The 23,601-nt window shown below is 48.1% G+C and carries 22 protein-coding genes and 2 pseudogenes; 22 read left to right on the top strand and 2 right to left on the bottom strand.

Going from position 1 to position 23,601, the window contains the following annotated elements; translation table 11 throughout:
* The first annotated feature begins 56 nt into the window (after positions 1-56).
* The 17 genes from DWX32_RS13890 (at position 57) to DWX32_RS20905 (ending at position 16,607) form a co-directional block, all read left to right on the top strand.
* Positions 57-326: a spore coat associated protein CotJA gene (locus DWX32_RS13890; protein WP_243037598.1), complete on the top strand. Its 270-nt coding sequence runs from the start codon at positions 57-59 to the stop codon at positions 324-326.
* Entirely contained in the window at positions 323-604 is a 282-nt protein-coding gene (locus DWX32_RS13885) for a spore coat protein CotJB (RefSeq protein ID WP_022462706.1), read from the top strand. Before DWX32_RS13890 ends, DWX32_RS13885 begins: the two co-directional genes overlap by 4 nt.
* Before the next feature lie 3 nt (positions 605-607).
* Positions 608-1,261 carry a manganese catalase family protein gene (locus tag DWX32_RS13880; RefSeq protein WP_055218834.1) on the top strand — a complete coding sequence of 218 codons (654 nt, stop codon included), beginning with the start codon at positions 608-610 and terminating at the stop codon, positions 1,259-1,261.
* Positions 1,262-1,426: 165 nt separating this feature from the next.
* Positions 1,427-1,597: a hypothetical protein gene (locus DWX32_RS19700; protein ID WP_156327612.1), complete on the top strand. Its 171-nt coding sequence runs from the start codon at positions 1,427-1,429 to the stop codon at positions 1,595-1,597.
* Between the two features lie 187 nt (positions 1,598-1,784).
* Positions 1,785-3,632 carry a glycerophosphodiester phosphodiesterase gene (locus DWX32_RS13875; protein ID WP_118660319.1) on the top strand — a complete coding sequence of 616 codons (1,848 nt, stop codon included), beginning with the start codon at positions 1,785-1,787 and terminating at the stop codon, positions 3,630-3,632.
* Between the two features lie 30 nt (positions 3,633-3,662).
* Positions 3,663-4,895: an FtsW/RodA/SpoVE family cell cycle protein gene (locus tag DWX32_RS13870; RefSeq protein ID WP_022462711.1), complete on the top strand. Its 1,233-nt coding sequence runs from the start codon at positions 3,663-3,665 to the stop codon at positions 4,893-4,895.
* Between the two features lie 95 nt (positions 4,896-4,990).
* Entirely contained in the window at positions 4,991-5,224 is a 234-nt protein-coding gene (gene acpP / locus DWX32_RS13865; RefSeq protein WP_022462712.1) for an acyl carrier protein, read from the top strand.
* A gap of 142 nt (positions 5,225-5,366) precedes the next feature.
* Positions 5,367-6,818, top strand: coding sequence for a glutamate--tRNA ligase (gene gltX / locus DWX32_RS13860; protein WP_117813956.1), 1,452 nt, complete (start codon positions 5,367-5,369; stop codon positions 6,816-6,818).
* On the top strand, positions 6,815-8,635 hold the full coding sequence (locus DWX32_RS13855; RefSeq protein ID WP_118660317.1) for an ATP-dependent helicase: 1,821 nt from the start codon (positions 6,815-6,817) through the stop codon (positions 8,633-8,635). The genes gltX and DWX32_RS13855 overlap by 4 nt, the downstream gene beginning before the upstream one ends.
* Positions 8,636-8,785: 150 nt before the next feature.
* Positions 8,786-9,778, top strand: a complete 993-nt coding sequence (locus DWX32_RS13850) for a 2-hydroxyacid dehydrogenase (protein ID WP_022462715.1) — start codon at positions 8,786-8,788, stop codon at positions 9,776-9,778.
* Positions 9,779-9,941: 163 nt separating this feature from the next.
* Complete coding sequence (locus DWX32_RS13845) at positions 9,942-10,301, top strand: zf-HC2 domain-containing protein (protein WP_022462716.1); 360 nt, start codon at positions 9,942-9,944, stop codon at positions 10,299-10,301.
* Positions 10,298-12,973: a DNA polymerase I gene (gene polA / locus DWX32_RS13840; protein ID WP_118660315.1), complete on the top strand. Its 2,676-nt coding sequence runs from the start codon at positions 10,298-10,300 to the stop codon at positions 12,971-12,973. Before DWX32_RS13845 ends, polA begins: the two co-directional genes overlap by 4 nt.
* Before the next feature lie 34 nt (positions 12,974-13,007).
* Positions 13,008-13,607 (top strand): dephospho-CoA kinase, encoded by a 600-nt coding sequence (gene coaE / locus DWX32_RS13835; RefSeq protein WP_117510320.1) that lies wholly within the window; start codon positions 13,008-13,010, stop codon positions 13,605-13,607.
* A complete protein-coding gene (locus tag DWX32_RS13830; RefSeq protein ID WP_055218850.1) occupies positions 13,594-14,391 on the top strand; it encodes an MBL fold metallo-hydrolase in 798 nt (265 codons plus the stop codon). The genes coaE and DWX32_RS13830 overlap by 14 nt, the downstream gene beginning before the upstream one ends.
* Before the next feature lie 99 nt (positions 14,392-14,490).
* Positions 14,491-14,763, top strand: a complete 273-nt coding sequence (locus DWX32_RS13825) for an ACT domain-containing protein (protein ID WP_118601355.1) — start codon at positions 14,491-14,493, stop codon at positions 14,761-14,763.
* Positions 14,764-14,782: 19 nt separating this feature from the next.
* On the top strand, positions 14,783-16,147 hold the full coding sequence (locus DWX32_RS13820) for a PFL family protein (RefSeq protein WP_055267333.1): 1,365 nt from the start codon (positions 14,783-14,785) through the stop codon (positions 16,145-16,147).
* A gap of 220 nt (positions 16,148-16,367) precedes the next feature.
* Entirely contained in the window at positions 16,368-16,607 is a 240-nt protein-coding gene (locus tag DWX32_RS20905) for a hypothetical protein (RefSeq protein ID WP_438267032.1), read from the top strand.
* Here the strand turns inward: DWX32_RS20905 and DWX32_RS13810 are convergent.
* Positions 16,528-16,710: pseudogene (locus DWX32_RS13810) on the bottom strand (IS66 family transposase); the annotation flags it as partial. The gene DWX32_RS20905 and the pseudogene DWX32_RS13810 sit on opposite strands and share 80 nt — an antisense overlap.
* Before the next feature lie 480 nt (positions 16,711-17,190).
* Here DWX32_RS13810 and DWX32_RS13800 point away from each other — a divergent pair.
* The 4 genes and pseudogenes from DWX32_RS13800 to DWX32_RS13785 all read left to right on the top strand — a co-directional run bounded on the left by DWX32_RS13800 (position 17,191) and on the right by DWX32_RS13785 (position 21,109).
* On the top strand, positions 17,191-19,392 hold the full coding sequence (locus DWX32_RS13800) for a hybrid sensor histidine kinase/response regulator (protein WP_118660313.1): 2,202 nt from the start codon (positions 17,191-17,193) through the stop codon (positions 19,390-19,392).
* Positions 19,389-20,113: pseudogene (locus DWX32_RS20900) on the top strand (substrate-binding periplasmic protein). The gene DWX32_RS13800 and the pseudogene DWX32_RS20900 overlap by 4 nt, the downstream one beginning before the upstream one ends.
* A gap of 257 nt (positions 20,114-20,370) precedes the next feature.
* Complete coding sequence (locus tag DWX32_RS13790) at positions 20,371-20,676, top strand: response regulator (protein ID WP_416388356.1); 306 nt, start codon at positions 20,371-20,373, stop codon at positions 20,674-20,676.
* 121 nt (positions 20,677-20,797) lie between these two features.
* The gene (locus DWX32_RS13785; RefSeq protein ID WP_147342484.1) at positions 20,798-21,109 is read left to right on the top strand and encodes a hypothetical protein; all 312 of its coding nucleotides are present in this window, start codon (positions 20,798-20,800) and stop codon (positions 21,107-21,109) included.
* Here the strand turns inward: DWX32_RS13785 and DWX32_RS13780 are convergent.
* On the bottom strand, positions 21,052-22,302 hold the full coding sequence (locus DWX32_RS13780) for a tRNA(Met) cytidine acetate ligase (protein ID WP_117805083.1): 1,251 nt from the start codon (positions 22,300-22,302) through the stop codon (positions 21,052-21,054). The genes DWX32_RS13785 and DWX32_RS13780 overlap by 58 nt on opposite strands.
* A 215-nt stretch (positions 22,303-22,517) precedes the next feature.
* Between DWX32_RS13780 and pta the strand changes: the two genes are divergently transcribed.
* Positions 22,518-23,513, top strand: coding sequence for a phosphate acetyltransferase (pta, locus tag DWX32_RS13775; protein WP_022462726.1), 996 nt, complete (start codon positions 22,518-22,520; stop codon positions 23,511-23,513).
* Positions 23,514-23,601: the final 88 nt, after the last annotated feature.

Genomic DNA, 23,601 nt, shown 5'->3' with positions numbered 1-23,601 from the left:
ACTTTCTTATTTTCTTCATACTCTATAAAGAACAGAAAATGAAAGAGGAACATGGTATGGATTCATCCCGTATGAATCGCGGCTGCTGCGGTGCGAACAATATGCAGAACCGCCGCGCCGCTTCAAACAATATGGAACTGAAGATGGAACCAAGGAATTTCCCGCGGAAAATGCAGCATGTAGATCATATGATACCTGCAATGGCGTACGTTCCGATGCAGCGGTTTGAACAGATCTATGATCTTTCCACTGCATTAAAAAATGGAACCTTATTTCCGGAACTCTGTAAACCATTCTGTGGAAAGGGAGGAGGACAGTGCCTATGATGCCGCAGATGCCATCCCGCGAAAAGCTGCTCGCCTGGATTGATCAGGTCAGCTTTGCTGTTGTTGAAATGAACCTTTACCTCGACACCCACCCGGAGGATGAAGATGCACTTGCCTTTTTCCGGGAAAAAGTGGAGCTTCGAAAAGAAGCACTGAAACAGTACGCCGAACAGTACGGCCCGCTCACGATCGATACCGCCAACGACCGCATGAGCCGTTCTTTCGAATGGGTTATGCAGCCATGGCCGTGGGAAGTCAACCGGAAAGGAGGGTGCTGACGGATGTGGAATTATGAAAAACGCCTCGAGTATCCTGTAAACATCACGACACCAAACCCCAAAATCGCCCAAATTATCATGAGTCAGTATGGTGGACCGGATGGAGAGATGGGCGCATCCATGCGGTATCTCTCTCAGCGTTTCACAGCACCGAACCGAATTGTAGCAGGGGTGTTGAATGATGTTGGGACAGAAGAACTCGCACACCTTGAGATGGTTTCAACGATCGTTCATCAGCTCACCTGCAATCTTTCTCTGGAAGAAATTCAGAACTCTGGTTTTGCCAATTACTATGTAGACCACACAGCCGGAATCTGGCCGCAGGCGGCTGGCGGAGTTCCGTTTAATTCTTGTGAGTTCCAGTCGAAAGGTGATCCTTTGACAGATTTGTTCGAAGACCTCGCTGCGGAGCAGAAAGCCCGGTCAACGTATGATAACATCCTTCGTTTGGTAAAAGATCCTGAAGTTGCAGATCCGATTCGTTTCCTGCGGGCGCGTGAAGTTGTGCATTTCCAGCGTTTTGGTGAAGCACTGCGTTCTGTACAGGATGAATTGAATTCGAAGAACTTTTATGCGTTTAATCCGTCGTTTGATGCAAAGACTTTCTGTGCGGCACCGCAGCCAGGGGCAGGTCAGGGGAATTGCTGCACAAGATAGTAAATTAAAAATCAAAGAACAGCACACCACTGGAAAATCCCATCTGAAAAACAGGTGGGATTTTTTGGGTTTACAGTAAGAAAATCTTATCCAGTCGTAAATCATTATCCCATCATAATATAGAAAAAAGACTTTCAAAAACAGAACAGTCAGAAAGGATGTTCCATGGAAGCAATGAATTATGTAAAGCCCGAACTCATCGTCGTTGCGTTCGTGCTGTATTTTTTCGGTGTTGCTTTGCGGCAGGCACCGGATGCGGACAGCAGGATGGAAAAATCAGTAAGCAGCCCATCCGCCATGGTAAAAAAACTGCAGAAGTGGTGCAACCAGAAATAGAAAAAAGAATACTCAAAGACCCGGTTTTGTGTTATACTGGAAGATAGTTTAAAATGAACAGAAAGAAAAGAGCTTCAAAAAAGACTCGAAGTGTCAAATGTAAAATACAAAAGAGAAAAAATAAAGGTAATTTTTGCATACAGATTCATCGGGGGGAATTGCGGCTGACAGGAGAGAACAACAGCAGATGAGAAAAAAGGCAGTAAAAAATGCAGGAATGATACGAATTTATCTGAATATGGCATGGAAACTTTTGCAGAAAAACCTGCTTAGCATCGTGATATTTGAGACGGTCTACCGCCTGTTTTCCAGCCAGCTGGTTTCAAGACTCGCCAATGCGGCGATCAACTTTTCCTTAAAACAGCTGGGAACGAGTTATATGACATCGGAAAACTTCAACAAGATCATGCTGCATCCGCTGACCCTTCTGCTGATTTTTGGAATTCTGCTTGTTTTCTTTTTCTGTATGCTGCTTGAAATCTATGCTGTCATGGCGGCTCTGGAGGCCTCCTGGAAACGAAAACGGATTTCCGTTCCTGTCATGATGCTTGCCGGCGGAAGAGGAGCTGCACAGTTTGTGCGTGCCCGCCCGTGGACCTGGTTTTTCTACATGGCAGCGAGCTTCCCGTACCTTTGGCTGCACAGCAGCTATAGCGCCATCCGCAGTATGAAACTGCTTCAGGTTTCCCTGACGAAGATTTTCAATGCCTTCCCGGCATACTGGATCCCGGTGGTGCTGACGATTCTGCTTGTCGCGTTCTCGTTTGTGTTTTCCTACACCATCCCGTTCCGGTGCATGATGACGGAAAAAGAGAAAAATACCCATCTGCGGGTGCGCCAGACACTGGAAAAACGCGTGCTGCGTGAGCTTGGCATCAACGTCTTTTTCCAGGTGATGATTTTTCTGATTACGTGGGTTTTGTATCTGATTTTCGGAACGGCTGTCGTTGCCTATGCAAAGCTGGTGAAAACGCCGTCTACCGTTGTCAGTACCGTCATCGTCTACGGTGACTGGGTCAAATCGACGATGAGCCTGATCGGCGGAGCGTTCGGCCTTGTCGGAAGCATTACGTATCTGTATCTGATTTTTATTCGTTCCTCCCGAAAGGGCTACCAGAAGAGCCGGACAACGAAAAAGCCGAGCTCGAAGCTGGTACGCACCTTCTGCGGTCCGGTAACGGCGGTGATTCTCACGATCGCCATGCTGGCGGGAGAAACGGTTTATCTTGTATATGCCATGCGCGCAACACGTGCAGAGGCAACGGCTTCCTCCCAGTATATTTCGGTGTCAGCGCACCGGGGCGGAGCCAGAAAAGCACCGGAAAATACGATGAGCGCGATCAAATATGCAGTGGACAGCATGTCGGATTACGCGGAGATCGATGTACAGGAGACGAGTGATGGTGAGATTGTCCTTATGCACGACACAAATCTGAAGCGGACAACCGGTCTGAATGCCAGCATCTGGACCCTGACCTACGATGAAATCAGCCAGCTCGATGCCGGTGTACGATTCAACAAAAAATTCCGCGGCGAGCAGATTCCGAAGCTGGAAGAAGTCATCGCGTACGCGAAAGGAAAAATCAACCTGAATATCGAAGTAAAATACAACGGCCACAACCAGAATATTGTCAAAAAAGTGGTGAAAATCATCGAGGACAATGACTTTGTGGATCAGTGTGTGCTGACTTCCATGAACTACAATTTCCTCAGGCAGGCAAAGAAAATCAATCCGGATATCAAGACCGGGTATACGATGAAAATGTCGTACGGAGGCCTGGAGGATATGGACGCGGCGGACTTCTTTTCTGTAAAATATACGTACATCACAGAAAGCTTTGTAGAGCATGCGCACAGTCTTGGTAAAGAAGTCTGTGCCTGGACGCTGAATTATCAGGGAGATATGCAGCGGATGGTCAACTGCGGCGTGGACAACATTATCACGGACGATCCGGAGCTGGTGCGTAAGGTTATCCTCGGAACGACCGACCGAAATCCGGGCTTTGTCAGCCTGCTTGGCTATGCACTGAAATAAATGGAGGAAAACAATGGAGGTGGAAACTTCATGGCAGAGAAAGTAAACATGCCATCCCAGAAGAAAGAAAAGAAGAAAAAGAGGAAGAAAAAACTTCCTTCGGATTTTTATGATTATAACCTGCTGGCCTGCACTATTTTGCTGGTCAGCTTCGGACTGATTATGCTGTACAGCGCGAGCGCCTACGAGGCGGCCAGTACATTCAAGGGAAATGATATGTATTATTTCACGCATCAGGCGGGGCTTTCTGCTATTGTTCTGGTGGGGATTGTGATATTGTCGAAGTTTGTAGATTATCATAGTGTATGGTTCCAGCGGATTGCAGCACTGGTATACTGGGGAAGTCTCCTTCTGATGGCGGCGGTAAGGTTTACGCCGCTTGGTTATGAAGCCTACGGGGCGAGAAGATGGCTCCGGATCGGCGGTGGCAGTCTTCAGCCTGCGGAGATTGGAAAGCTGGGGCTGATTCTGTATTTGCCATACATTATCCTGAAGATGGGAAAAAATATGCGTACCATCCGCGCAAAAGCAATTGTCCTCGGACTTGGCGTGCTGCAGGCGCTGGCTGCGTGGATTCTGACGGACAACCTGAGTACCGCCATTATTCTGGGACTCATCGCCTGCGTCATTTTGTTTCTGGCGGACCCGGAGGTAAAATTTTATGCGCGTGTGATTCCGGGCGCGGCGGTAATTGGCGTTTTTGCGATTATCATTTTAAAAAATAATCTGCAGATCTTTGAAAGAATAGGCGGTGACTTCCGGTCGAACCGTATCTATGAATGGCTTTCCGGAGGCAGCTATCAGATTCTGCAGGGACTTTATGCGATTGGCTCCGGTGGATTTCTCGGAAAAGGACTTGGCAACAGTACGCAGAAGATTACAACAATTCCGGAAGCACAGAACGATATGATCTTCTCGATCATCTGCGAGGAGCTTGGAATATTTGGCGCGCTTCTTGTATTGCTGCTGTTTGGCTACTTGCTGTACCGTCTGTTTGTGGTTGCACAGAATGCGCCGGACGCGTATGGAATGCTGATGGTGAGCGGCGTTTTTGCACATATTTCCATTCAGGTTATTCTGAACCTGTGCGTTGTTCTGAAACTGATGCCGGCAACGGGAATTACCCTTCCATTTATCAGTTACGGAGGAACATCGGTGCTCTTTATCCTGACGGAAATCGGCATTGCCCTGTGCGTCTCCCGCTTTATTGTGTTCCAGGATGGAAAGAGCGGAGAAGGAGAGGCGCAGGCGGAAGAACAGTAAAAGTAGAAAAATCTATTGACAAATGCCGGAATAACAGATACACTTTTTTCGAAAGAAATACTGGCTGCCGGGTAGAGGCAGGAAGGAGCAGAACAATGTTAGAAAAGATAAAAGAAATTTTAGTAGAACAGCTCAACTGTGATGCAGACAGCATCAACGAAGATACTTCTTTTAAAGATGACCTGGGTGCAGATTCCCTGGATCTCTACGAGATGGTTATGGCATTAGAAGACGAGTACGGAATTGAAATCGACACCGACGAACTGACAGACCTTTCTACCGTCGGCGACTTTATGGAATATTTGAAACAGCACGGCGTAGAGGTCTGAAAAAGAGCATTGCCGCTGGCAAAAGTGGAAGGATGGTGCAGCTCGGAAGAAACGCCGGGCTGTTTTCCATTCTAAATAAATGGTGGAAGGGAACAGACAAAAGGATTGTTCCAGAAAAACCAGAAATCAGGAGAAAAGAAAAATGAGCAATGTAAAAACAAGATTTGCACCGAGCCCGACAGGCCGGATGCATGTAGGAAATCTGCGTACTGCCCTGTATGCGTATCTGATCGCAAAACACGATGACGGAACCTTTATGCTCCGTATCGAGGATACCGACCAGGAGCGTTTCCAGGAAGGCGCACTTGATATCATCTACCGTACCTTAAAAGAGACCGGCCTGGTACACGACGAGGGACCGGACAAAGACGGCGGCTGCGGCCCGTACGTACAGAGCGAGCGTAATGCAGCAGGTCTGTACCTGAAATACGCAAAACAGCTGGTAGAGCAGGGTGACGCTTATTACTGCTTCTGTGACGCAGAGCGCCTGAGCCAGTGCAAGCGTAACGTAGGCGGAAAAGAAATCTCGATCTACGACAAACACTGCCTTGGTCTTTCCAAAGAGGAAGTAGAGGCCAATCTGGCAGCCGGCAAACCGTACGTCATCCGTTTCAATATGCCGACCGAAGGAACCACAACCTTCCACGATGAGATCTACGGAGACATCACCGTAAACAACGAGGAGCTGGAAGACCTGATTCTGATCAAATCCGACGGATATCCGACCTACAACTTCGCAAACGTCATCGACGACCATCTGATGGGTGTAACCCACGTTGTACGCGGTAATGAGTATCTGTCCTCATCCCCGAAATACAACCGTATTTACGAGGCATTCGGCTGGGAAGTTCCGGTTTACGTACACTGTCCGCTGATCACCAACGAGGAGCATCAGAAGCTGTCCAAACGCTGCGGCCATTCTTCTTATGAAGACCTGATCGATCAGGGTTTCTTAAAAGATGCCATTGTCAACTTCGTAGCCCTTCTTGGATGGAGCCCGGAAGGAAACCGCGAGATCTATTCTCTCGAGGAGCTGGTAAAAATCTTCGATTACCACCACATCAGCAAATCTCCGGCCGTTTTCGATATGACAAAACTCCGCTGGATGAACGGCGAGTACATGAAGGCAATGGACGACGAGAAGTTCTATGAGATGGCGCTTCCGTATATCCAGAAGACAGTCCACCGTCCGCTCGATTTTAAGAAAATTGCAGCCATGGTAAAAACAAGAATCGAAGTATTCCCGGATATTGCAGACCTCATCGACTTCTTCGAGGAAGTTCCGGAGTACGACGCTTCGATGTACACTCACAAAAAGATGAAGACAAACGAGGAGACCTCCCTTGCACTTCTTCAGGAAGTAAAACCGCTGCTGGCAGCGCAGGAAGATTTCAGCAATGATGCTCTCTTTGAGATGCTCAGCGCATTCGGAAAAGAAAAAGGATACAAGACCGGTTATATTATGTGGCCGATCCGTACCGCTCTTTCCGGAAAACAGATGACACCGGCCGGCGCAACGGAAATCCTTGAGGTTCTGGGAAAAGAGGAGTCTCTTGCCCGCATCGACAAAGCGATTGAGAAATTATCCAAATGATATATAATAATTCACAGAAAAAAGCGGTGATGCATACCACCGGCCCCATGATGGTCCTTGCCGGACCGGGGTCGGGGAAAACCGCAGTGATTACGGGGCGGACCTGCCAGCTTGTAACGAGCGGCATTTCCGCCTCTCGTATTCTTGTCGTAACATTTACGCGTGCGGCGGCAAAAGAGATGAAGGAGCGGTATTTGAAGGCGATGGGAAAGACGAGTACCCAGGTCACCTTTGGAACGTTCCACGGGGTATTCTACGCGATTCTGCGCCATACGTACCGCATGTCCGGCAACAATATTTTAAGCGAGGAAGAGAAAAAGCGGCTGATGCGCGAGCTGGTCAACCACTATGCCAGAGACCTGGAGGAAGAGGATCTCGAGGAAAATCTGGCGCGCGAAATCAGCACTGTGAAGAACAATCAGATCCCGCTGGAACATTACTATTCCGCCTGTATGCCGCAGGAAAAGTTCCGCGAAATCTATGAGGCGTATGAGAAATGGCGGAAGGAGAACAAAAAACTCGATTTCGACGATCTGATGGTGCAGTGCAAACGTCTCTTTCTGGAGCGGCCGGAGGTCCTTCGCGCCTGGCAGCAGAAATTTCAGTATATCCTGATTGACGAGTTTCAGGACATCAGCCCCGTGCAGTATGAGATTGTGCGGATGCTGGCGCTGCCGGAAAATAACCTCTTTATTGTCGGGGATGACGATCAGTCGATTTATCAGTTCCGCGGGGCCAAGCCGGAGATCATGCTGAATTTTCCGAAAGATTACCCGGGCGCGGCGCAGGTAGTGCTCGATAAAAATTACCGTAGTACGGAATTTATTGTGAAGCGGTCCCAATGCCTGATCCACCACAACAAAAAGCGGTATGAAAAGGCGATTTCCACCGACAACGAGAAAGGCGCTCCGGTTGCAATCCGGGGATATAAGAACCCGCGCGAGGAGATGCGTGCCGTTGCCGAGGAGCTGCGGGAGGCGGAGAAAAACGGCTGTCCATATGAAGAGATGGCGCTTTTGTTCCGCACGAATCTTGGCTGCCGGACAGCAGTAGAGGAACTGATGGAAGCACAGATCCCGTTCCAGATGCGGGATGCCCTGCCGGATCTCTATGACCACTGGATTGCGAAAGATCTGCTGACGTATCTGAATCTTGCGATGGGAAGCCGGAAGCGCGGCGAGTTTTTAAAGATTGCCAACCGCCCGAACCGTTATTTGTCGCGGGATGCCTTTGAGGAGGCGACTGTTTCGTTCGATGCACTTCTGGAATATTACGAAGAAAAAGACTGGATGTGCCAGCGGATCCGCAAACTGGAGCAGGATATCACGACACTGACGCATTTATCGCCGTTCGGCGCGGTCAATTACATCCGCTATGCGATCGGCTATGAACAGTATGTGAAGGAATATGCTGCATACCGCCATCTGAAAGAGGATGATCTGATTTCCGTTTTGGACGAGCTGCAGGAGGCGGCAAAGAGCCAGAAAAGCATCGAGGGCTGGTTTGCACATATTGAGGAATACCAGCAGAAGATGAAGGAAAAACAGAAGCAGCGCGCAGAGAGTGCGGAAGGAGTTATGGTTTCCACCCTGCACAGCGTCAAGGGACTCGAGTACGACAAGGTCTATCTTCTTGACGTCAACGAGGGCGTAATGCCGTATCAGAAAGCAGTCCTTGCGGAGGCGATCGAGGAGGAGCGGCGGATGTTCTACGTCGGAATGACGCGCGCCCGGAAAGAGCTGACGCTCTGTTATGTGGAGGAACGGTTTGAAAAGAAAGTCGAGCCGTCCCGGTTCCTGGACGAGGTGATCCAGTAAATTTGTACTGTTGTGAAAGATGTTGAAAATAAATTTACTAATTGATAAAATTTTAACAAATAATACATTGACAAAGTTTTAACAATAAAGTATAGTAATACCTGTAAGCGGGAACAATAAGATGACCGCAAAGCGAGGAGGAAAAACATTATGAAAATTTTATTTTACGATACCCAGAGCTACGACAGAGAATCTTTCGACCGAACCAAAGAGCAGTTTCCGGAAATTGAAGTGGAATATTTAAAAACCGGACTTGCTGCAAGAACCGCTTCCCTGGCAAAGGGCTACGATGCCGTGTGCGCCTTCGTAAACTCCGATGTCGGAACAAAAACCGTAGAAGCACTGCATGAGGCAGGCGTCAAGCTGATCCTGATGCGCTGCGCAGGCTTCAACAACGTAGATTTAAAGACAGCTGCAAAATACGGCATTGATGTACGCCGTGTACCGGGTTATTCCCCGGAGGCTGTAGCTGAGCATGCGATGACACTGGCCATGACGGTCAACCGCCACATGCACAAAGCATATACGAAAGTAAGAGAAAACGACTTCAGCCTGGGCGGACTGATGGGATTTAACTTCTATCAGAAGACCGCCGGAATCGTCGGAACCGGAAAAATCGGTGCGGCTATGGCAAGAATCTGCCGCGGTTTCGGCATGAAAGTCATTGCTTACGATGTATACCAGAATGAATCCTTAAAAGATTTTGTTACGTACGTAACTCTTGATGAACTGCTGGCACAGAGTGATCTGATCTCCCTGCACTGCCCGCTGATGGACAGCACATACCACATGATCAACCGCGAGAGCATCAAAAAGATGAAAGACGGCGTGATCCTGGTCAATACGTCCCGCGGAGGTCTGGTAAAGACAGACGACCTGATCGAGGGAATCCGTGCAAGAAAATTCTTCGGCGTTGGCCTTGACGTATACGAGGAGGAAACCCCGAACGTATTCGAGGACCGTTCCGATGAGATTCTGGAGCACTCCACCACAGCACGTCTCCTGTCCTTCCCGAACGTTATGATCACTTCACATCAGGGATTCTTCACCGAGGAAGCACTGCGTGCGATTGCAGAGACCACACTGCAGAATGCACTGGATTTCGAGGCAGGAAAAGAGACCCCGAACATTGTCCGTGCATAATGGAAATCCACTAGAAAACAGTTATTTTATAAGAGAACAAGAGACAACCCATTTTCGGCGGGTTGTCTCTTTTAAATTATGAGAAAATAGTGTATGATGGTAGATAGCAGAAAAAACGGCCAGAGGAAAACACTGGCCGGATACAAAAGGAGAGCAGGATTTTATGGACTGTAAAGAAGCAGAAAAATTAATACAGCCATACGTGCAGGGAAATATGCCGGAGAAAGAGATGGAACCGTTTATTTCCCATATCCGGAAATGCCATACATGCCACGAGGAACTGGAGACATATTTTATTGTGAACCGTGCGATGGCATATTTCGAGGATGACGCGCCCGATTCCTACAATCTGACAGGACTTCTGGAACGCGATCTGGAGAAAAAAGAGGAAGAAGCGAGACACCGCCGGTACAAAGATACGTTTTTCCGGGTGCTGATGCTGATTCTCGTTCTGTTTCTGGTGCTCCTGGCTCTGCACTATTTTGAAGTGATAGAATTACCCTGGCTGAAAGGATTATTATGAGTGATAAAATCGTATTACTGGACGGACACAGTATTCTGAACCGGGCTTTTTACGGCGTACCGGATCTGTCCAATGCAGAAGGACTGCACACGAACGCCGTATATGGATTCCTGAATATTCTGTTTAAAATTCTCGATGAGGAGCAGCCGCAGTATCTTGCCGTGGCGTTTGACCTCCATGCACCGACATTCCGCCACAAAATGTATGACCAGTACAAGGGAACGAGAAAGCCGATGCCGCAGGAATTGCGCGAACAGGTCCCGGTGATCCAGGAAGTGCTCGCAGCAATGGACATTGAGATTGTCACAAAAGAGGGCTATGAGGCGGATGATATCTTAGGAACGCTCGGCCGCAAATGCGAGGCGGAAGGGATGGAAGTTACGATCGTATCCGGAGACCGCGACCTGCTGCAGCTTGCAACGGACCACATTCTGATCCGGATTCCAAAGACCGTAAAGCGTGTGACGACGATTGAAAATTACCACACGGCAGAGGTGCTGGAAAAATACAGTCTTCTCCCGAAACAGATCATCGATCTGAAAGCGCTGATGGGCGATACCGCAGACAATATCCCGGGTCTGCCGGGTGTCGGCGAGAAAACCGCGACGAAAATCCTGCTGCAGTACGAGACACTGGAAAATGCGCATGCACATTTCGAGGAGATCAAACCGAACAAGGCAAAAGAAGCGATGCGTGATCATTATGATCTGGCGGAATTAAGCAAAAAACTTGCAACGATTGATACTGATGCGCCGGTGGAGCTCGACCGTGAAAAAGCGGCACTCTCGAATTTTTATACACCAAAAGCGTATGAGATGTTCAAACGTCTGGAGTTTAAGAACCTGCTGGGCCGCTTCGAGGAGACGAATGCAGAACCAGAGGATGCCGTCTTTCTACGCACCGTAACGGATTTTTCCGAGGCGGAAGAACTCTTTGAAACCATCGCGGAGGAGGAGAAGGCAGGAGCCGCTCTTCTGACAGAAGAAACCCCGAAGGACGGACCGATGGCAGATCGGAGCCGTTCACTTGTCGGTATGGCAGTTGCGTATGGAAGCGGAGAGCCGGATGTTGTTTACTTCCCAGCAGAAGGTTTCCTGACCGGAGATTATTTAAAAGAAAAATTGACTGAGCTGCAGAAGCAGATTCCGGTTTTCTGCGTCATGGACGGAAAAGAATTTCTGAAGGATATGCCGGACGCCGATGAAGCCCATCTGTTTGATGCCGGAATTGCCGCGTATTTATTAAATCCATTGAAATCACAGTATTCGTACGATGATATCGTAAAAGAGTACGTACACCGCTATGTGCCGGCAATGGAAGAGATCTTCGGCGGAAGCAAGATTCCGGCCGCAGGAAAGATGACGCCGGAACAGCAGGAGTCGTATGCAGGTTATCAGGCGTATGCTGTATTTGCCGCACAGGAAAACATGGAAAAGCTGCTGAAGGAGCAGGGCATGTGGGATCTGTACCGGAATGTGGAGATTCCGCTGGTGTTTACGCTCCGTCAGATGGAAGCGGATGGAATCGCCGCAGAAAAAGAAGCACTTTCCGTTTACGGAGCTGAGCTGGCGGAGCGGATCAGAGAGCTGGAGGCACAGATCTACGAGGAGACCGGCGAGGAGTTCAACATCAATTCCCCGAAGCAGCTCGGCGTGATTCTGTTTGAAAAGCTGCAGCTTCCGGGCGGCAAAAAGACCAAGACGGGTTATTCCACCGCCGCCGATGTGCTCGAAAAGCTCGCACCGGATCACAAACTCGTTGCCGATATTCTGGAGTACCGCCAGCTTGCCAAACTGAAATCGACGTACGCCGACGGTCTGCAGGCCGTGATCGGGAAAGATGGAAGAATCCATTCGACATTTAACCAGACAATTACCGCGACCGGCCGCATCAGCAGTACTGATCCGAATCTGCAGAACATTCCGGTGCGGATGGAGCTTGGCCGTCTGATCCGGAAAGCCTTCGTGCCAAAGCCTGGCTGTGTCTTTCTGGATGCCGACTATTCCCAGATTGAGCTTCGCGTGCTGGCCCATATGTCGGGCGATGAAAACCTGATCGAGGCGTACCGCGAGGCGGAGGATATCCACCGCATGACGGCATCGAAAGTGTTCCATGTGCCGCTTGAAGAGGTAACACCGCTGCAGAGAAGAAATGCGAAGGCGGTCAACTTCGGTATCGTATACGGCATCAGTTCGTTCGGTCTGGGCCAGGATCTCGGCATCAGCCGGAAAGAGGCAGAGGCCTATATCCAGCAGTATTTCGAGACGTATCCGGGTATCCATGAGTTTTTGAACCGCTGCGTAGAGGATGCCAAAGAGAAAGGCTATTCCGTGACGATGTTCGGACGCAGACGGCCGATGCCGGAGCTGAAATCGAGCAACTTTATGCAGCGGTCATTCGGCGAGCGCGTTGCGATGAATGCGCCGATCCAGGGAACGGCGGCGGATATTATTAAAATAGCGATGATCCGCGTGGCGAAACGGCTGAAAGAGGAGCAGTTAAAGACCAGACTTCTTCTTCAGGTACACGATGAGCTGCTGCTGGAAGTGCCGGAAGACGAGCTCGAAAAGGCAGAACAGATCCTGGAAGAGGAGATGACCGGGGCAGCACATCTGGCTGTCAAACTCGAGATCGATATGCACACAGGAAACAACTGGTACGAGGCGAAATAGTGCACTCATACCAGGAGCGAAAGGATACAAAAGAATGAAAGTTTTTGGAATTACAGGCGGCGTGGGCGCCGGAAAAAGCGAAGTGCTCACGTACCTTGGACAGAATTATGATGCAACGGTGATCCAGGCGGACGAGGCAGGTTACCTTGTGATGCTGCCGGGCGGCGAATGCTATGGAGAGATTGTGAAGCTGTTCGGCAGACAGATCACCACAGAGACCGGCGAACTTGACCGGAAACGGATTGCTGAGATCGTTTTTCAGGACGAAGAAAAGTTAAAAGCCCTGAATGCGATCGTTCATCCGGCGGTAAAACGGTATATCAAAAAAGCCATTGCAGCCGCGGAAAAAGCAGGGACGGAATACGTCTTTGTGGAGGCCGCACTCTTAATCGAAGAAAAATATGATGAAATTTGTGATGAACTGTGGTATATTTATGCGGATGAAGAAGTCCGGAAGGAGCGATTGATCGAAGGACGCGGCTATTCCGAGAAGAAAGTTCGCGAAATCATGGCAAATCAGCTTTCCGAGGATGAATTCAGCAGCCACTGCGATTTTGAAATCGACAACAGCGGCGATTTTGAGGAAACAAAAAAACAGTTAGACCATAGGATGAAAAAATATGAAACTTTGTAGTATTGCAAGTGGTTCGAGCGGAAACTGCATTTTCGCGGGAAGCGAGACCACAAGCCTTCTGATCGATGCGGGCATCAGCGGAAAGCGCGTGGAGGCGGGGCTGGCTGTTCTCGATCGCAGCGCGAAGGAGCTGGACGGCATTCTCGTGACACATGAGCATTCCGATCATATCCAGGGCCTTGGCGTGCTGGCGCGCCGGTATGGTATTCCGATTTACGCAACGGATGGAACAATTCAGGCGATGCAGCAGACGAAGAGCCTTGGAAAGTTCCCGGAGGGGATTTTCCACACGATTCACGCGGATGACACGTTTACGCTGGGTGATATCGCCGTACATCCGTTTACGATCTCCCACGATGCGGCAGAGCCGGTCGGCTACCGCATGGAATCCGGCGGGAAATCGATTGCGATTGCGACGGATCTTGGCGTTTACAGCGATTACACGGTTCAGAATCTGACCGGGCTGGATGCCGTTTTGTTAGAGGCAAATCACGACGAGAACATGCTTGCGGTCGGACCGTACCCGTATCCGTTAAAACAGCGGATCGCCGGGGCGAAAGGCCATTTATCAAACCTGGCGGCAGGCCATCTCCTCTGCGAGATTCTGCACGACAATCTGCAGGAAGTGCTGCTCGGCCATCTGAGCAAGGAAAATAATTATGAGGCACTGGCCTTTGAAACCGTGGCCTGCGAGGTCACAACGGGTGATAATCCGTATCACTCGGGTGATTTTCATCTCGCTGTCGCTAAAAGAAGCGAAGTATCACCGTTAATTGAGGTTTAAATATACATTTTTAGAGCTACATACCATGTTTTTCGCAAGGCCGCCATTACCGGTTTTTCCGGGGCTTTGACATAAAACCAGAAAAAGGAGAATGGAAACATGAAGAAGACAATTATCACTGTCGTAGGCAAGGACACCGTGGGCATTATCGCAAAGGTATGTAATTATCTGGCAGAGAACCAGGTAAACATCGAAGACATTTCTCAGACGATTGTGCAGGGATATTTCAACATGATGATGGTAACGGACGTCTCCAAGAGCGAGAAATCCAACGCAGAGCTTGCAAAAGATCTGGAGAAGCTTGGAAGTTCCATCGGCGTTGTCATCCGCTGCCAGCATGAAGATATTTTCAATATGATGCACCGTATCTAAAGCGAAGGAGAAAAACGACATGATAAATCTGTTTGAAGTAAAGGAAACGAACGAGATGATCGAAAAAGAGAATCTGGACGTTCGTACCATTACCCTTGGAATCAGTCTTATGGACTGTATCGACTCCAATCTTGACAAGCTGAACCGCAAAATCTACGACAAAATCACGACGACTGCCAGAAATCTGGTTTCCGTAGGTGAGGAGATCGAGGGCGAGTTCGGTATTCCGATTGTAAACAAGAGAATTTCCGTTACCCCGATTGCCTTAGTCGGCGCAGCAGCCTGCAGAACGCCGGAGGATTTCGTGACGATTGCACAGACTCTGGACCGTGCGGCAAAAGAAGTCGGCGTCAATTTCCTCGGCGGCTATTCCGCTCTGGTAAGCAAAGGTATGACGACAGCAGATGAGCTTCTGATCCGTTCTATCCCGCAGGCACTGGCTGTTACGGATTTTGTCTGCAGTTCCATCAACCTTGGCTCCACCAAAACCGGTATCAACATGGATGCTGTCAAACTGATGGGTGAGATCATTAAGAAGACGGCGGAGGCAAGCAAAGAGAACAACTGCCTTGGATGCGCAAAACTCGTTGTTTTCTGCAATGCACCGGACGACAACCCGTTCATGGCAGGCGCTTTCCACGGCGTAACCGAGGCGGATGCCATCATCAATGTCGGCGTTTCCGGTCCTGGTGTTGTCAAACATGCTCTGGAAAAAGTACGTGGCGAGAACTTTGAGGTACTCTGCGAGACGATCAAGAAGACCGCATTTAAGGTAACGCGTGTCGGCCAGCTCGTTGCACAGGAGGCTTCCAAGCGGCTGAACATTCCGTTTGGTATCATTGACCTTTCCCTGGCACCGACTCCGGCGATCGGAGATTCCGTTGCGGATATCCTTGAGGAGATCGGCCTCGAGCACGCAGGTGCACCGGGAACGACAGCGGCGCTGGCGCTTCTGAACGATCAGGTGAAAAAGGGCGGTGTTATGGCATCTTCCTATGTCGGCGGTCTCTCCGGCGCATTCATCCCGGTTTCTGAGGATCAGGGTATGATCAACGCAGTCAACGACGGCGCACTGACCATTGAAAAACTCGAGGCAATGACCTGTGTCTGCTCCGTAGGTCTTGATATGATCGCCATCCCGGGAGACACGAAAGCATCGACCATCTCCGGAATCATCGCAGATGAGCTTGCCATCGGTATGGTCAACCAGAAAACAACGGCAGTCCGCCTGATCCCGGTCATCGGAAAAGGCGTGGGCGAGACCGTAGAATTCGGCGGCCTCCTCGGCTATGCACCGATCATGCCGGTCAACAACTTCTCCTGCGAGGCATTCGTCAACCGCACCGGAAGAATCCCGGCACCGATTCATTCGTTTAAAAACTAAAAAGACAGCTGAAAAGCCGGCAGTGATCCTGAATGGAAAGGATCGCTGCCGGCTTTTTTACCATCTGCGCAAATAAAAATAGTAATTTTAAGGAATGTATAGTATGATATATTACATACTGATAATTTTACTTGCAACCCATAAAAAGTGTAAGAAAAAATGAATTATTACGGGGAACTTCAGCGGTAGCAGCCGTTGTTCTAGCAATACCTCTGCGGATGTGGATGTGAAGGCCGCCATAGAAAACACAAAGTATTATTTGAACAAAAACGGCAAAATGCAGACTGGCTGGCAGAAGATCGGTGGAAAATGGTATTACATGGATAAGAACGGAGCGCTGCAGGAATCTAAATGGATCAGCGGAATTTATTATGTAAAAGTCGATGGGCAGTCCGTTCGTCTGATGAAAGACCGGAAAGCTTTCCTTCCTCCCGGTAAATCGCACGGATCTGGTTCATGATGAGGTACAAAACAGACTGTTTCCTCAGATCTTTCGGTATGACCTCCAGTGCCTCATGGAACTTGCGCCTGTAATGTACCCAGCACCCTGCGATCTTCAGATCTCCAAAATATGATGTTCCTCAACTTCGACTTTTCAGGCACAAAGCGGTAACATCTGGATATGGCATCTGGAAGCTGTTTTCATTCTTTTTGCCGATCTGTTTTTTCTTTTTGGCTGCTCTTATTGGACAGCACGATCTGTTCCATCATCAGCTGCATCTTATCATTGCGGGTCTGTGTCTGTTTTGTCAGTTCCTCCATCTGATCCTGAAGACAGAGAAACAGAAGAAAATATATCTGCCGAAAGTCCATTTCCGTTTTTGATACACATCACTGGAACTTTTGGCACAGTTGCTGTTCTTTTTTTGCCTTTTAACGCTAAAAGGTAATGTTTTTCTTGTGTGCAGTAAAGTGTTAGAGTATAATAAAACCAGTTTTTTTGCATAAGTTTAAGCGGAGAATCCTGCCGTAGCAGGATCCTTTCTTACGGTGTTATTTCACAGACGTAACCATAATAGTTTTACTGCAGGGGGGGATAGAAAATGAAAACAAAAGAGATTCAGGAACTCTATCAAATAAAATTACATAGTATGGACACGATCCTGCATCAGATATCGCTTATGGATCAGGTGGAAAATGAGCAGGAGCTGTCAGAAATCATTCACTCTTTGTTGCAGGCGATTGGAAACTATACAGGGGCAGACCGGGTATATGTTTTTGACTGGGAAACCGATCAGAAGGACAGTCTGAGCAATACATTTGAATGGTGTGCCGATGGAGTGGCACCAGAGATAGATAACCTTCAGGCAATCCCGGTCAGTTCGATGCCGAACTGGGTGAAACGATTTGAAAACAAGGAAGTAATCGTGATTCATGATCTGGAAGCGACAAAAAATTCTGAACCGGAAGAATATGAATTGTTAAAAACACAGGAAATATGTTCCTTGATTGCGGTGCCGATTTATGCCAATCATCAGATGAATGGATTCATCGGGGTAGATAATCCTGATTTGAGGCAGAATGAGATTTCCATTACACTGCTGTCTGATGTTGGCGGACATCTTGGATGTGTGAGGGAAAATCTGAAAAGTACGGTACTGTTGAAAAAGGCTCTTGATGAGGCGACAAAGAGGTCAGAGATTATTGCCGCAATTGCTACGTTGTATGTAACAATCGTACAAGCCAATGTTAAAGAGCGGACATATGAGCTTTTGAAAGGCCATGACCTTGTGCAAAAAATCCTTGGACAAAAGGGGAAAATTGATGATGTTATGGAAAGACTTCCAACAGCATTTGCCGCCCAGGAAGAGAGAGAAAAATACCGGGAGTTTCTTGACTTTGATACATTGACAGAGAGACTTCGTAATACGAATTCTGTTTCGATTGAATTTATGGGAGTAAACGGAGAATGGCGGCTGGCCAGATTTATTGTAAAGAGCAGAGATGCACATGGAAACGCTGTGGATGTGCTTTATGTCGTACGAGATATTACGGAAGAAAAATCACGGGAACTCATGTATCAGAAACAGCTTAAGGAAAGCATGGAAGATGCTCATCGCGCGAATCTTTCAAAAACAGCCTTTCTCCGGCGTATGAGCCACGATATCCGTACACCGCTAAACGGAATCGTGGGGATGATCCATATCGCTGAAAAATATAACAATGATGTGGTCAAGTTAAGGGAATGCAGGAAGAAGGTACTTCAGTCCGCCGATTATCTGCAAAATCTGATCAACAATGTCCTGGATATCGGCAAACTGGAATCCGGTTCCCTTGTGTTGGAACATAAATCCTTTGATCTGGCAGAACTGTTAAGGAATAATCTGACGGTTGTTGCAATGAGTGCTTATGAGAATGGTGTAAGATTTGAAGGCGGCGTGGAAGCAAGCACAATCCGCCACAGATATTTGATTGGAAGTCCGGTACATCTGAGCAGGGTTTTAATGAATCTTTCTTCCAACGCGATTAAATACAATCATTTTCATGGAACAGTGAATGTTCATTGCGAAGAATTATCGGATGATGGGAATATAGCTGTTTTTCAGTTTGTATGTTCAGATACCGGTCTTGGTATGAGTGAAGAATTTCAAAAACATGCGTTTGATGCTTTTGCGCAGGAAGGCAAACAGTCAACTACAACATTCAGTGGCTCCGGTCTGGGACTTTCGATTGTCAAAGATATTGTTGAACGGATGGGTGGAACGATAGAACTGGAAAGCGAAGAAAATGTAGGAAGCACGTTTACGGTTACGGTTCCATTTGAAATAGATTATTTGGCTGAAAATAATGATTCACAGAAGGACAGCTACTCACAGGATATGGATCTGTCAGGAAAACGGGTGCTTCTTGTTGAAGATAATGTCATTAATATGGAGATAGCCCATGCAATCCTGGAGGAGGAGCATCTGAACATTACAGAAGCGAAAAACGGAAAAGAGGCATTTGAAATATTTCAGAATTCCAGGTTGGATGAGTATGATGTCATCATCATGGATGTGATGATGCCGGTCATGGATGGGCTGGAAGCAACAAAAGCAATTCGTATGCTGGAACGTGAAGATGCCAAAAAGATTCCAATCATTGCCATGACGGCAAATGCTTTTGAGGAAGATCGGAAAGCATGTCTGGAGGCCGGGATGAATGAACATATTGGAAAGCCGATTGATATTCCGCAATTAAAAAGAGCGATCACAAAACTGCTGACAAAAAGGGGTAGTAAACGCAAAAACATAATCATTCATTGAAATTAAGAAGAACTATAGTAATTGGAATTTTAGCAGTCACCGTGGCAGGGTGCAAAAACACAGATAACACGAAAGAAGAAACCGAAAAGCCTGTTATTACTCTCGGCTGCGACAGCTATCCACCATACAATTATCTGAATGAGGATGGTGTACCGACAGGAATTGATGTAGAACTGGCTACGGAAGCATTCAAAAGAATGGGATAACAGGTGAAGGTTGTCCAGATCAACTGGGAGGAGAAAAAAGAACTGGTGGAGAGCGGCGAGATTGATTGTATCATGGGCTGTTTTTTCTATGGAAGGACGTCTTGACGATTACCGCTGTCCAGTCCACAACCAAACCGAAAAGCATCTTTCTGAACCGGACGGATGAGAGGATCCCAAAGCTGGGAAATCTGATCATCCTGGGACACCGGGAGCTGATCTATACGTTTCTGGGAAAAGGATATGTAGATGCGGTTGCTGCACACGAGGAATCTATCGTTCAGTATAGGAAGGATTATGATGCAAGCTGCCGTATCCTGGAAGAGCCTCTGATGATCACCGGAATAGGCGTTGCTTTTGCAAAAGAGGATGACAGGGGAATCTGTGAGCAGATGGGCCAGACACAGGAAGAGATGCGTCTGGATGGCACATCCCTGAAAATCATTGAAAAATACCTGGATGATCCCCAGAAGTATCTGGAGGTGGAGAAAAACGGATCCAGCTGCTCGGCGGTCTGATAGGAATCTGTGTAGCTGTAGTCTCTCTGTTTTATTTCTTCCACGCAGAAAAAGCAGAAGCAGAGAAAAGAATGGTGGAGATTGTAAACTATGTGAAAGTGCAGTGTTCCACTACACCCATTATAATGAATCTTCGGAATCCAAAAGTCTCCTCCGTGCCATTGAAAGTGCCAGACAAATGAGTACAAATATTAAAATGGAAACAGAAAACGGCGGGCAGCTAAGAGAGGATTTCCTGAAAGAAAAAAGGTGCCGACGTGACAAAAACATGGGATGGTCAGGAAGCTGTTGAACTGTTCAGAAATAGTGAACCTGGTGAATTTGATGTCATTCTTATGGACATTATGATGCCGGTCATGAATGGTTATGAAGCTACAAAGATGATTAGGTCTCTGGACAGAGAGGATGCAAAGAAAATACCGATCATTGCAATGACAGCAAATGCGTTCACGGAGGACAGAATAAGGGAAAAAGAAGCAGGGATGAATGAACATGTTGCTAAGCCTGTTGATGTGGAATTACTGATGAAAGTAATTTATAGCGGGAGTGCTATGAAGCATTAATAGTACATGAGAAAACAAGGAGGAATTCAGTTGTTGGAGAAAGCGGTTCAGGCTGCAATATATGAAAAAGCTCTTAAAAATCATTATATAGAAATCCTGTACATTGATTTTGAAGATACTCATGCGTTATGCATCTGGCAATATAGATGATCTTAATCGGATAAAACAGCAGATGACGATGGAAGCAATCACACAGGGAACAGCAGAACACATCATGCATCATGTTATGATCAATTTTATACTGAATGGTGAGATGCGTTTCATGCAGTTTGACTTTACAAGAGAAAGTGCAGATACAAAAAATGTTTTCCTGTTTGTGGAGGACTATACAGTTCCACAGCAGCAGATGATGCTGCTGCTGGAAAAAAGCTGGTTCTATAACAGAACCAGCTTTTTTGTGTATTCATGGACGAACTGTGTCCCTGTTTTGTGAGAACGGACAGTCTCGTAAAAAAGAGAGGCCTGTATATCGCTCTCAAAGGCGGCAAGTGCATCGCCGGTAAGAAGCCGCGGGGCGTCGGCTGCCTTGGCAATGAGCGGCAGAGAAGAACGTCTTCTAATCTCTTTTAACAATGCACCGGCACTTTTTCGGAAACCGAGAACACGGTTATAGCCGGCCGGGTACAATGTTTTCTGGTTCAGAAGCAGATGCATCAGGGCACGGCTGATGCGGGTGTAGGTCATCTCTTTTGTTTTGAGCTGCAGGGCGAACTCCGAGAATGAGGAGCATGCGTGGCGCTGGCGGAGGATGCGGTTGGCAAGATCCGGCGAAAGATCAAGATAAGAGGAAAGGGATTCCTTCGTTTCTGTGAGGAGCCGCGCGGCGAGGAGCAGGCTGAAATCATCGCTGGAAAGCAGGCCGTGTGCGGTGACGGCGTCCTGGAAAGCGGGATAGACTGCTTCCGGCATGCAGGAGGCGAGCGCGGACAGTTCCGGATCCTTATGCGGATTGGAAAAAAGAAGATTCCGCATTGCTGTAGCAGAAGGGAGTGCCTGTGTGAAAAGCGCTCCTTCGTGGTAGCCGCTGCCCTCCCGGCGGATCGTTACCGGCCGAATGCGGCTTTGTGACAGCAGAAGTGCCTGGACATATTCAATGCCTAAAATATTGTTTGGTTCTTTTAAAAAGGTATCAAGTTCTTCTTTTGAAAGCGAAGAGAAGGAAGCGCTGTCAGAAAAATAAGCGGAAAGTGCCTGTGCGCGCGCCGTCGGGAAGGAAAGTCCGTTCCGAAGCAGACCGGAGAGCAGCTCGCGGTATTCCTCCGGCTCGTGGAGCAGAACATCAGCGAGTTCCAGAAACGGCGCCGTGTCTCCATATTCACTGCCAAAGCAGAGAAAATCGACGCAGCCAAGCGCAGTAAGAAGCGATACCGCCCCGCGTGCGAAATGCTGTGCACTGCCGAGTGCAAAGTGACACGGAAGCTGTAAGATAAGGTCCGCGCCGCCAAGAAGCGCCAGCTCCGCACGGTCATGTTGGTCAAGAATCGCAGGTGCGCCGCGCTGGACGAAATCGCCGCTCATAATCACGACAAGATAGTCCGCCCCGGTCAGTTCCCTGGCTTTTGCCAGCTGATAAGCATGGCCGTTATGAAAAGGATTATATTCTGCAATGACTGCGGTAATGGTCATAAAACGTACCTTCTTTCGAAAAAAATAGCACGATTCCAAACAGAGAGGAACCGCGGATCACATAGCCCTATCGTAACAAAAACAGAAAAGGAATGCAAGAATTCCTCCGTTTTGGATTTTTTGTCCAGTTGTTTTGAATTTTATACTTGCGAAAGGGCAAAAAGCGTACTACAATGAGAATATCGAGTAAATTTATCGAAAGGAGTCAAAAGATCATGGGATTTATTGACACAATTAAAGCAAGAGCAAAAGCAGACAAAAAAACAATTGTACTGCCAGAGTCAGAAGACAGAAGAACATATGAGGCTGCTGCACAGATCCTGAAAGAGGACCTTGCAAATCTGATCATCATCGGAAGCGAAGAGGCAGTAAAGAAAGGCAGCGAGGGACTGGATGTCTCCAAAGCTACTATTGTAGATCCAGAGAAAAACGAGAAAACACAGGCTTATGTAGATAAGCTGGTAGAGCTTCGTGCAAAGAAAGGCATGACTCCGGAGAAAGCAAGAGAGACCATCCTGAATGACTATACATATTATGGCGTTATGATGGTTAAAATGGGAGATGCAGACGGACTTGTTTCCGGTGCCTGCCATTCTACCGCAAATACCCTTCGTCCATGCCTGCAGATCTTAAAGACCAAACCGGGCACAAAACTCGTATCCGCATTCTTCCTGATGGTAGTTCCGGACTGCGAGTACGGCGATGACGGTGTATTCGTATTCGGTGACTGCGGTCTGAACCAGAACCCGAATCCGGAAGAGCTGGCTGCAATCGCAGAGTCTTCCGCAGAGTCCTACCGCATGCTGACCGGAAACGAGCCAAGAGTTGCTATGCTTTCCCACTCCTCCAAAGGAAGTGCAAAACATGCTGATGTAGACAAAGTTGTTGAGGCTACCAGAATTGCAAAAGAAGCAAACCCGGATCTCGCTCTCGACGGCGAGCTGCAGCTTGATGCAGCAATCGTTCCGAGCGTAGGTGCATCCAAAGCTCCGGACAGCAAAGTAGCAGGAAAAGCAAACGTTCTGATCTTCCCGGATCTGGATGCCGGAAACATCGGATACAAACTGGTACAGAGACTGGCAAAAGCAGAAGCATACGGCCCAATGACGCAGGGTATCGCAGCTCCAGTCAACGATCTGTCCCGTGGATGCTCCGCAGAGGATATCGTTGGTGTTGTAGCAATCACTGCTGTACAGTGCCAGGCACAGTAAGCACGAAATAAAACCAATTACAAGCGGTTTTCTGGCCGGCTGCGGAGAACAGGCCGGCCAGAAGTTTTAATAAGACTTTTAAAATAGG

The sequence above is a fragment of the Blautia sp. AF19-13LB genome (genome assembly GCF_003479105.1).
Taxonomy (GTDB): domain Bacteria; phylum Bacillota; class Clostridia; order Lachnospirales; family Lachnospiraceae; genus Fusicatenibacter; species Fusicatenibacter saccharivorans.
The sequence above is the reverse complement of the archived record's forward strand: the minus strand, read 5'-3'. Positions and strand labels throughout refer to the sequence as shown.